This is a genomic window from Spongiactinospora gelatinilytica (assembly GCF_003236385.1).
Classification (GTDB): Bacteria; Actinomycetota; Actinomycetes; order Streptosporangiales; family Streptosporangiaceae; genus Spongiactinospora; species Spongiactinospora gelatinilytica.
Genome location: NZ_POUA01000304.1, coordinates 1 through 9,684, shown reverse-complemented (window position 1 = coordinate 9,684; position 9,684 = coordinate 1). Strand labels below are relative to the sequence as shown.

Sequence of the window (9,684 nt, the reverse complement as noted above, 5' to 3'; positions counted from 1 at the left end):
CCCCTGGACCTGCGACTCTTCCGCTCGGCCGCCTTCACCACGTCGGTGACCGTGAACGTCATGATCGGCACGCTGATGGCGGGCACCTTCTTCCTGCTCGCCCAGTACCTGCAACTCGTGCTCGGCGTCGGGCCGTTCGAGGCGGGCCTGTGGATGCTTCCCCAGTCGGCGGTAATCATCGTCGCCTCCATGCTGGCCGCCGTCGTGGTCCGCAGGATCCGGCTGGCGTACATCGTGAGCGGCGGCCTCGCGGTGACCGCCGCCGGCCTGTTCGTCCTCGCCCAGATGGACGCCACCTCCGGGGTCATCTTCGTGATGGCGGCCTGGGTGATCGTCGGCCTCGGCGTCGCGCCCAGCTCTACGCTGAGCGTCGACCTCATCGTCAGCTCCGCCCCGCCCGAACGCGCCGGCGCCGCCTCGGCCATCTCCGAGACCGGCGGCGAACTGGGCAACGCCCTCGGCATCGCCCTGATCGGCAGCCTCGGCGTCGCCGTGTACCGCAGCGCCATGTCCGACGCCGAGCCGCCAGGGGCAGATGCCGCTCTTCCCGGCGAGGCCATGCTTTCAGGTGAGGCCGCTGAGGCGGCCCGCGAATCCCTGAGCGGGGCCATGGCCGCCGCCACCGAACTACCCGCCCGCCTCGGCGCCGAACTCGTCGCCCAGGCCCAGGCCGCCTTCGCCTCCGGCCTGCAACTGGCCGCCGCGGCCGGCGCCCTCGCCGCGGTCATCGGCGCGGTCGCCACCGCCATCCTGCTCCGCCACGTCCGCCGCTGAACCCCGGACCCCCGGACATGCGCAGAGGCCCGGCGCTGAAACGCGCCGGGCCCCTCATGCGCTGGGTGGCCTACTTCAGCAGTTCGCCCTTGGGCCCGACGACCTTGAGCGGCAGCGCGCCCTGCGCCTGGTTATAGATCGCGCCGGTCTCGCCGTTGAAGTACGGCGTGCTGACGTGGTCCACCCGCTTGTTGTCGTCCTGGTCGTGGAACAGGCTGATCACACCGTTGATGTAGCCGGTCCGCGCCTTGTTGTCGTACTTCATGATCAGCGGCCCACCGTCCGCGCCACCGGTCATGCTGCACTTCAGTGTGATGTGCTCACCCACCTTGAAGGCGTTGACCATGATCGGCTTCTTCCCGGTACGCCCGGCGCACCACTTCGGCGTAAGCCCGCTGAACGCCTTGTTCCCGTCCGGATGCCGGTCCCCGGGGTACCCGAACGCGTACACCGGCTGCCCGGGAAGCTGGTTCCAAGCGAGCCCCTGCCCGCCCACCACATCCGTCAGCCGCCCCAGGTCCTTGGCGAGCACGACGTGGAAGGTGTCCCTGTAGTACTTCTTGGCGGTCCCGGGCTTGAGCCACCGCTGCACGTAGTAGTGCGTGATGAAGTGGTTGCCGTACTTGTCGACGGACTTGGTGCCCGGCCCCTTGTACGCGTCGTGCTCGGTCTTCGTCACCGGCTCGACCACGGGCTCGCCGAGCTTGCGGCCCTGGCCCTTGCCGACGCCCGCCTTGTCGTACTCCTGCTTGCCGACCTCACGCCGGTCCAGGATGGCGCCCGGGTAGTCCGGCCCGACCAGATCGTCCTCGCTGTTCGTGCCCGAGGTCCAGCAGTGCCCCAGGTTGAGGGCGCACTTCTGGTAGGTCTCCTTGTCGATCTCGACCGGCTTGACGAACTTGTCGCCCTTCCACGCCTGGTACTCCTCGAAGGTGACCTCCTTGGAGGAGCCGAGCCCGATTCCGTTGGTGACGGACACGAACGCGTAGTCGCCGTCGAAGTCCTCGAAGTTGACGAGGTCGTAGTGGGTGTAGGCGGTCACGCCGACGTAGATGCCCCAGGTGGCCTTGCCCTGGTAGTAGCCCGGCACGAAGACCCACTTGTCCATGACGTCTTTGTTGCCGTCGATGTCGTAGACGCAGTGCCCTGCGGTGGCCACCATGTTGCGGTGGCGGGCCTGCACGGAGGAGGCCGAGCACCAGCGGTACTCGCCCTTGGCGTTCACGAAGAAGACCTTGCCGATCGTCCGCGGCAGGTTGATGTTCTTGATCTTCGCCGTGGCGCCCTTCTTCGACCCGGTCGGCGCCACGAGTCCGGCCTTACCGTCGTCGGGCAGGCCGTTCTGTCCATGGGTGACCAGGTTGGGCACCTCCTTGGCGTCCCAGTCGTACTCCTTGGCCTTCTTCAGGGCGGCACCGTTGGCGTCCAGCCAGAACTTCGCGATGGCGTACGCCTCCGGCGCGCTGGTCACCAGCTTCTCCGAGGCGGCCGTCGGGGCCGTCCGCGCGGGGGCGGGCGTCGCCATCGCGGCCGTGATCAGGCCGCTGGTCACGAGGGCGCCGGCCAGGGGGAGGGCGAGGCGCTTGGCGGGGGTGTTCAAGGAAGACTCCTTGCGCTGTAGCGGGCGGTATCGCGCCCCAAAGCGTCAGAAAGGGGGATGACAGGACCCTATCGAGCCGCAGCATTCGATCTTGGGTGCTTCGGGGGGATGCCGATCACTTGATACTTGATCGTGACCGCGAGTCAGTAGACCCTTTGCGACGTACGGAAATCCTCTGGTCACAGTGCCGTGCGCGAGTAAAGAGGGGAAAACGGCACGAGGCCCGGCTGGAAGCCGGGCCTCGTGGTGAAGCGCGATGAGTTCGGGAGGGGTAGTCCCGCGCTCTGGTGAGCCTCAGAAGACTACTTGAGGGCCTCACCGTTCGGGCCAACGATCTTGCCCGACCACTGGTTGGCGGCGTAGGCGTAGATCTGCTGGGTCTCACCGTCGAAGTACGGCGAGGTCAGGGTGTCGTAGCGGCCGTTCTTGTCCTGGTCGGACACGAGAGACGCAACACCGTTGACGTAACCGATGCGCTTGCTGTTGCTGTACTTGATCAGCCAAGGACCACCGGAGACGCCGGGCGTCATGGCGCACTTGATCCAGATGTGCTCCTCAGCCTTGAACGCCGGGGCCTGGTAGACCTTGCCGCTCGGCTTCTTGCTGTAGCACCACTTCTGGGTGACACCGGTGTACGGCTTGTCGCCGTCCGGGTGCGGGCCGGCGGGGTAGCCGAACACGAAGACCGGCTGACCCGGCTTCTGGTTCCAAGCGAAGCCCTGGCCACCCACGTTGTCGCCGAGACGGCCGCGGTTGACGACACCGCCCACGAAGTACACGCGCTGGTAGTACTTCTTGACCGTGGCCGGCTTCACCCACTTCTGCACGTAGTAGTGGGTGATGATGTAGTTGCCGTTCGCGTCCTTCGACTTGGTGCCCGGGCCCTTGTAGGCCTTCCACTCGGTCTCGGTGACCTGCTCGACCTCCGGCTCGCCGAGCTTGTTCTTGTTGCCCTTGCCGGTCGGACGGCTGTCGTAGTACTTCTTGGTGACCTCCACCTTCTGGAGGACAGCACCCGGGTAGTCGGGACCGACAACGTCATCAGGCTTGTCGTCGCCCTCGGTGAAGCAGTCACCAAGGTTGAGGTTGCACTTCTCGTACTCCTCCTTGGTGATCTCCTTCTTGTCGGTCCACTTCTCCCCGACCCACTTGTCGTAGTCGGTCTTGGAGACTTCCTTCGCACCGCCAAGGGAGATGCCGTCGTAGACCGTGACGAACGCGTAGTCGCGGTCGAAGTCCTCGAAGTTGGCGAAGTCGTAGTGGGTGTGAGCGGTCTTACCCACGTACACGCCCCAGGTGGCCTTGCCCTGGTGGTAGCCGGGGACGAAGACCCACTTGTCGAGGACGTCGCCGTTGGTCGCGGTGTCGTAGACACAGTGACCGGCGGTCGCGACCAGGTTGCGGTACTTGGCGTCGATCGAGGTCGCGGAGCACCAGGCCAGGCCGCCGCCGCTCGTCTGGAAGAACACCTTGCCGACGGTCTTCGGCAGGTTGATGTTCTTGACGATCTGCGGGATGACCTTCTTGTAGCCGGTGGGCGGCACGAGGCCGGCCTTGCCGTCGTCACCAGCGGAGCCACCGATGGTCAGCTTCGGAGCTGCGTTGGAGTCCCACTTGTACTGCTGGGCAGCCTTGAGGGTCGCGCCATTGGCGTCGAGCCAGAACTTGGCCACGGAATACGCCTGGGTGGCGCTGGCCATGTTGTCGCTGGCCTTCTTAGGCGCGGCGTTGGCAGTGGAGGCGCTGGCCAGACCGGCAGCCAGCAGACCGGTGGCCAGAATGGCGCCACCGGCCGGGAGGAGGATGCGCTTCAAGGTGACTCCTTGCGCTGTCGTGGAACGCTTCTTGCGTCCCATGCGTCAGTAAAGGGATAGCCAGGAACATACAGTGCTGATCTTGAGCGCGGGTAGCCGTTTGGGGGGAAAGATCGGCACATGGCGGGGCGTGACCTTTTCGTGATGTTTATGCGTGCGAAGCGTGCAGGGCGGCCCCTCGGCAGGCCGGAGTCGTTTCCGCAGATCACCATAAGGTTGGTGTTAGTGTGACCAAAGTGGCTCGCGCCCCCCGATACGGTGCGTAACCGGACTACTGTGACGCAGATCACATACCAAAAATGGCACCGATTCGGCGCGGCTTACGTCTAACGGCCCCAAACGGGCGAGGCCCCGGCGAATCGCCGGGGCCTCGCGTCACGTCCGAGTCGGACAAACACCACCAAATCGCCTACTCTGCGTCACCCTGTCTTCAGGTCGGCCGCATAGCCGTAGACGGCCCGCACGTGTGGGCCGAAGTAGGACGAGGAGATGTGATCGTTCTTCCCGTCCACCTTGCGGTTCCAACTGAGGCTGTTGATCCCCACGAGCAGCCCGGCGCCCTTGCTCGCGCTGTAGGACGCCAGCCACGGCCCGCCGCTCGCGCCGGCTGTGAAGTCGCAGTCCTTGATGGCGATGCCGTGTTCCAGCTGATATGTGGGCGATTTGACGGCGGTGGTCAGCCCCGAGCAGGTCTTGAGCGTGTGCCCGTTGTACGGCTTGCTGCCGTCCGGCTGGGGCCCTCCGGGGTACCCGAAGGCCGTGGCATTGACCGCCACCGGCCTGCCGGTCGTAATGCCCTGCCCGCCCACGTTGTCCTGCAACAGGCCCATGTCGACACGGCGGAAGGTGGGCTGCCCCTTCGCGTCCTTCCCCTGCTGCCACTTGAAGCCGCGATGGACGGTCACGAACGCGTAGTCGTAGTCGTAGTCGCCCTGGCTGTACTTGATGTCCAGAGCGACCGTGTGGCCGACGTAGATGCCGGCCTCATGCGAGCCCTGCCGGTAGGCGGGCACGAAGATCCAGTTTTCCATCGGCTCGTTGGTGCGCAGGTCGAACGCGCAGTGCGCGGCCGTGGCCACCAGGCTGCGGTTCTTGGCCCGTACGGCCGACGCCGAGCACCAGTAGTCCTTGCCGCCGGAACGGAAGTAGACCTTGCCGACCGTCGCCGGCCGGACACTCGTCACGCCGCTCTTTGCCGGTGCGGCGGAGGCGACCGTCCAGGGCAGCACGCGGGCCGTACCGCTCGAACCGCCCGCGCGGGCGGGCCCGGCGTTCGACGCGGTGGTGGGAAGGCCGCTCATGGCCTTTGCGGCGGCCTCGCCGGCCGACGCTGAACTCGGGGAGGAGACCTTGGGATCGGCGGTCTTGGGCGTCGAGTCATCGGCGCGCTTGAGCCGGTCGGGCTTCCAGTACTCCTCGACCTTCTCCGCCGCGCCGGCCGTCGTCGCCATCTTTCCGGAGAGCACGTTCTCCGGGATCGAGCCGTACGACGTGACCGTGGCGTGCGCGATCCCCTGACTGGTGGGCACGACCAGTGCGCCCGCGGCCGCGAGGCCGCCGAGCGCGGTCATCAGCCGCCGGGCGTGGGGGGACATTGAGCCGGGCCTTTCTGCTGTCGTGGGGGGCGACGAAAGCTTTCTCGAATGATTGTTCCAGATCATCGGGATATGGGGCGGGCCATCCCGGCGACCTGCTAGAAGGTGCTGTGCGTCAAGTGTGCCGACGGGCGGGTAAGTGCCGTGTCAGCGGTCGTGCATGAGCCCGGGCGTACCCACCGGGCGGGGGCTTCTGTATGAGGATGCAGGATCAGGGGCCGAATAGGCAACGAAGGGGCCCGGTGTGAACCGAGCCCCTTCGCCGTCACCTGAGTGATCCTCAGCTTCCGAGCTTGCCGGTCCAGAGGTTCGCGGCGTACTTGTAGATGCTGTTGGTGTCACCATCGAAGTACGGTGAGGAGATGCGGTCGTACCGCCGGTTGCCGTCGGTGTCGAGGGTGAGGCTCACGACACCGTTGATGTAACCGACCCGCTTGCTGCTCTTGTACTGCAAGACCAGCGGCCCGCCGCTGCTGCCGGGAGTGAAGGCGCACTTGATCGCAACCTGCTCCTCGACCTTGTACTTCGACACCCGCGGGGCCGGGTAGGTCTTGTTGTAGCACCACTTCATGGTCTCGCCGGAGTAGACCTTGTCGCCGTCGGCGTGGGCCGCCGTCGGGTAACCGAAGGCGAAGACCTTCTTGTAGAGCTTCTGGTTCCAGGCGAAGCCCTGGCCACCGACATTGTCACCGAGGCGACCGGCGTCGTCGATGATGTTGATCCAGAAGGTCTCACGGTAGAACTTCTTGGCCGTGCCCGGCTTGTACCACCGCTGCACGTAGAAGTGCGTGATCGTGTAGTTGCCGGACTTGTCGATCTTCTTGGTGCCCGGGCCCTTGTACGCGTCGTACTCGGCCTTGGTCACGTTCTCGACGAAGGGCTCGCCGTACTTGTTGCCGTTGCCCTTGCCGACCTTGGCCTTCTTGTAGGTCTCCTCGTTGACCTCTTCCTTCTTCAGGACAGCGCCCGGGTAGTCGGGGCCGACCACGTCATCGGGTGTGTCCTTGCCCTCCGCGTAGCAGGAGCCGAGGTTGAGCACGCACTTGCGGTACTCCTCGCGCGTGATCTCCTCACGCTTGGTCTCCTTGCTGCCCTTCCACTTGTCGTACTCGTTCTTGCTGACCTGCTTCTGGCGGACCTGCTTGATGCCGTTGTAGACGTTGACGAAGGCGTAGTCCTTGTCGTAGTCCTCGTAGACGTCGAAGTCGTAGTGCGTGTGCACCTTCGCGCCGACGTAGACACCGAACGGGGCCTTGCCCTGGTGGTAGGCCGGGATGAACACGAAGTTCGAGACCGGCTTGTTCTTGTCGGTGTCGTAAACGCAGTGACCCGCGGTCGCCACCAGGTTGCGGTACTTCGACTGGATCGAGCTACCGGAGCACCAGTACGGCTTGCCGTCCACCTCGAAGAACACCTTGCCGACCGTGGTCGGCAGGTTGAGGTTCTTGGACTTGCCGACGGACCGGCTGCTACGGCTGGTCGGCGCGATGAGGCCGGCCTTGCCGTCGGGGGACGCCTTCCGCGTGCCGGCGGTGGAGAGCTTCTTGGAGTGCTGGGTCGAGTCCTCCAGGTAGCTCTTCGCCGCCTTCAGCTTGCTGGGCGTCCAGGTGCCGGCGATGGCCTTGGCGTCCCCGAAGGACGAAGAAAGACTGCGGCTCTTTCTGTCGGGAGCGGCCTCTGCCGTGCTTGACAGCGACGCGCCGACCACCGAGGTGGCGATGATCGCGCCACCGAGCGGGAGAACCAGGCGCTTGGCTCGGGTGTTCATCTAGCTCCTTCTCAGTTCGTCGTACGGCGGCGCCTGAGGGTGTGTGTGGCGCGCCGTCCGTCGTTGGTCACGGGCTTGACAAAGCAGGCCCATGGCCCCGTAAAGAGACAGGAGAAGACCGTAGCCGCCTGATCTTGCCCGAACGACCCTAAATCGGTACAAAGGAAGGGACCGTTACTGTTTCGTTACCAAAGTCGTGGAACCGGATGGGCGGCCAGTGCGTCGGATTTAGCCAATTCCTGGGGTGTCGGTCACGCCGTGACCAGGGCGGATAGGGGAGTCTGAGCGCGCACTCGACGTGAGCCGATAACGGGGGATCGATGCGAAGCCTTATCCGCCTGGCCGCCATGGGCCCGGCCGTACTGCTCGGGGCGGCGCTCGCCGCCGCGCCCGCGACAACCGCCAACGCCGCCACGCCGGCGGACGGTCACTCGTCCGCCCGCTACATCCTGCCCGATGACCTGGACGGACCCTGGCCGGAGCCGCCGATCTACAGCACCGGCGGCAGGTCGCTGGTCCTCACCATCAACGACGGCTACTCCACCTCCCTCTACGGACGCCAGGTCTACCTGGTCTGCTCGCCGGTGCAGAACAGCACCCATCCGTACGCTTGGAGCGCCTGCAACCAGCTCGCCCGGGCCCGTGGTGACGTCGAGGAAGTCCGCGCGTTCACACCGTGGTTCGGCTGCAGCCGCCTCTACCGCCCGGTGACGGTCACCGCCAACGGATGGTGGGACGGCGACTACATCCGATACCAGAGGACCTTCGACAACACGTGCTCGCTGCGCGAGCGCACCGGATCCGTCTTCCGGTTCTGACCTGACCGAAACCTGGGAGGGGCTTGGGCGAACACGGCCCAGGCCCCTTGATCGTTTGGCAGGCTGGTGGGGTGAGCCGGCCGAGCCTGGCGCGCAGGGTCGCGGACGCGGCCGAAGGCGCGCTCAACCGTCAGAAGTACGTGTCCTTGATCGATGTCCTGGGCGGGCTGCGCTGGTTGCGCGCACGGGACATCGATGTGTGGCGGCAGGGGCGAGCGCCGTCATTGGAGGAGCTGACCCCGGTCGACGGCGCCCGGCTGCGCTCAGCCCTGGACCTGCTGCACCGCTGGGCGGAACAGAAAGGGCTCTCGCCCGTCGAGACCTCTTACATGGCGGCCAGCCGTGATCGCCGGGAGCTCCGGTTCCTGTCTTCCGGCGAGGCGGACGTAGAACGCGCCTGCCGTACCCACTGGGCGTCCCCTGACCTCAGTGACCGGCGACGTAACAGTATGACCAAAATCCCCGACCTGGTGGTCGTCGAACCCCTTGAGCCATGGGCCTGCGCTCAGTGCGGCGACACCGGCCCCTTCCTGATCATGGAGGACTCCGCGCCGCACTGCCTGACTTGTACGGACATGGACCACCTGGTCTTCCTGCCCTCCGGCAACGCCGCCCTGAGCCGCCGGGCCAAGAAGGAGAGCGCCCTCGCCGCCGTCGTGGTCCAGTACAACCGCCGGCGCAAGCTTTACCAACGCCGCGGCGTCCTGATCGAGGAGGCCGCCCTGGCCCGCGCCGAAGACCAGTGCCTGGCCGACGAAGAGGTACGGCAACGCCGCCGCGAACGCGACCGCATACGGCGATCGGAGGAAGACGTCGAGTTCGTGGGCCGCATGTCCGCCGAAATCCAGCGCCTCTTCCCGGGTTGCCCGCCTGCTCGCGCCTCGGAGATCGCCACCCACGCCGGCCTTCGGGGAAGCGGCCGGGTCGGCCGCACAGCGGCAGCCCGCGCCCTGGACGCAGAAGCGATCACACTGGCGGTGATCGCCTCCATTCGGCACCTGGACACCGACTATGACAAGTTGCTGATGTCGGGGACACCACGGATGACGGCCCGCGAGATCATCCGCCCGGTCCTCGGCCGGAAGCTCGCCGATTTCAGAGGAGAAGGTTCGTGACGGGGACCGTGCAGTGCGTCGTTCTCGACTGCGCCGACGTACTTGAACTGGCCGAGTTCTACCGGCACCTACTCGGCGGCGAGATCAACAAGCCCGACCCCCGCTGGTCCCTGGACGACGACTGGGCCACCTTGCACGTCCCCGGCGGCCTGGTCCTGTGCTTCCAACGAGTCCCCGACCACCGCCCACCCATCTGGGGC

The 9,684-nt window shown here is 66.0% G+C and carries 8 protein-coding genes; 4 read left to right on the top strand and 4 right to left on the bottom strand.

Translation table 11 applies throughout. The annotated features are described in order from the left end of the window. Positions 1 to 774: MFS transporter (locus tag C1I98_RS29220; protein ID WP_146607688.1), on the top strand; the 774-nt coding region annotated here is incomplete at its 5' end. Between the two features lie 70 nt (positions 775 to 844). On the opposite strand, the gene C1I98_RS29215 is transcribed toward C1I98_RS29220, so the two are convergent. From C1I98_RS29215 to C1I98_RS29200, 4 genes are all read right to left on the bottom strand, one after another. Beyond that, positions 845 to 2,374 (bottom strand): trypsin-like serine peptidase, encoded by a 1,530-nt coding sequence (locus tag C1I98_RS29215; protein WP_111170621.1) that lies wholly within the window; start codon positions 2,372 to 2,374, stop codon positions 845 to 847. A gap of 302 nt (positions 2,375 to 2,676) precedes the next feature. Beyond that, entirely contained in the window at positions 2,677 to 4,188 is a 1,512-nt protein-coding gene (locus C1I98_RS29210) for a trypsin-like serine peptidase (RefSeq protein ID WP_111170620.1), read from the bottom strand. A gap of 419 nt (positions 4,189 to 4,607) precedes the next feature. Next, positions 4,608 to 5,783 (bottom strand): trypsin-like serine peptidase, encoded by a 1,176-nt coding sequence (locus C1I98_RS29205; protein ID WP_111170619.1) that lies wholly within the window; start codon positions 5,781 to 5,783, stop codon positions 4,608 to 4,610. A gap of 280 nt (positions 5,784 to 6,063) precedes the next feature. Then, entirely contained in the window at positions 6,064 to 7,551 is a 1,488-nt protein-coding gene (locus C1I98_RS29200) for a trypsin-like serine peptidase (RefSeq protein ID WP_111170618.1), read from the bottom strand. Positions 7,552 to 7,871: 320 nt separating this feature from the next. Between C1I98_RS29200 and C1I98_RS29195 the strand changes: the two genes are divergently transcribed. From C1I98_RS29195 to C1I98_RS29185, 3 genes are all read left to right on the top strand, one after another. Next, the gene (locus tag C1I98_RS29195; RefSeq protein ID WP_111170617.1) at positions 7,872 to 8,369 is read left to right on the top strand and encodes an SSI family serine proteinase inhibitor; all 498 of its coding nucleotides are present in this window, start codon (positions 7,872 to 7,874) and stop codon (positions 8,367 to 8,369) included. Positions 8,370 to 8,440: 71 nt separating this feature from the next. Further along, entirely contained in the window at positions 8,441 to 9,484 is a 1,044-nt protein-coding gene (locus C1I98_RS29190; protein WP_111170616.1) for a DUF2293 domain-containing protein, read from the top strand. Continuing rightward, positions 9,481 to 9,684, top strand: a 204-nt coding sequence (locus tag C1I98_RS29185; protein ID WP_146607687.1) for a VOC family protein, incomplete at its 3' end; no start/stop codon positions are given. The genes C1I98_RS29190 and C1I98_RS29185, both read left to right, overlap by 4 nt.

Coding starts and splice junctions, on each gene's coding strand:
- C1I98_RS29205 (WP_111170619.1), bottom strand. CDS start 5,783: ATGTCCCCCCACGCCCGGCGGCTGATGACCGCGCTCGGCGGCCTCGCG.
- C1I98_RS29200 (WP_111170618.1), bottom strand. CDS start 7,551: ATGAACACCCGAGCCAAGCGCCTGGTTCTCCCGCTCGGTGGCGCGATC.
- C1I98_RS29195 (WP_111170617.1), top strand. CDS start 7,872: ATGCGAAGCCTTATCCGCCTGGCCGCCATGGGCCCGGCCGTACTGCTC.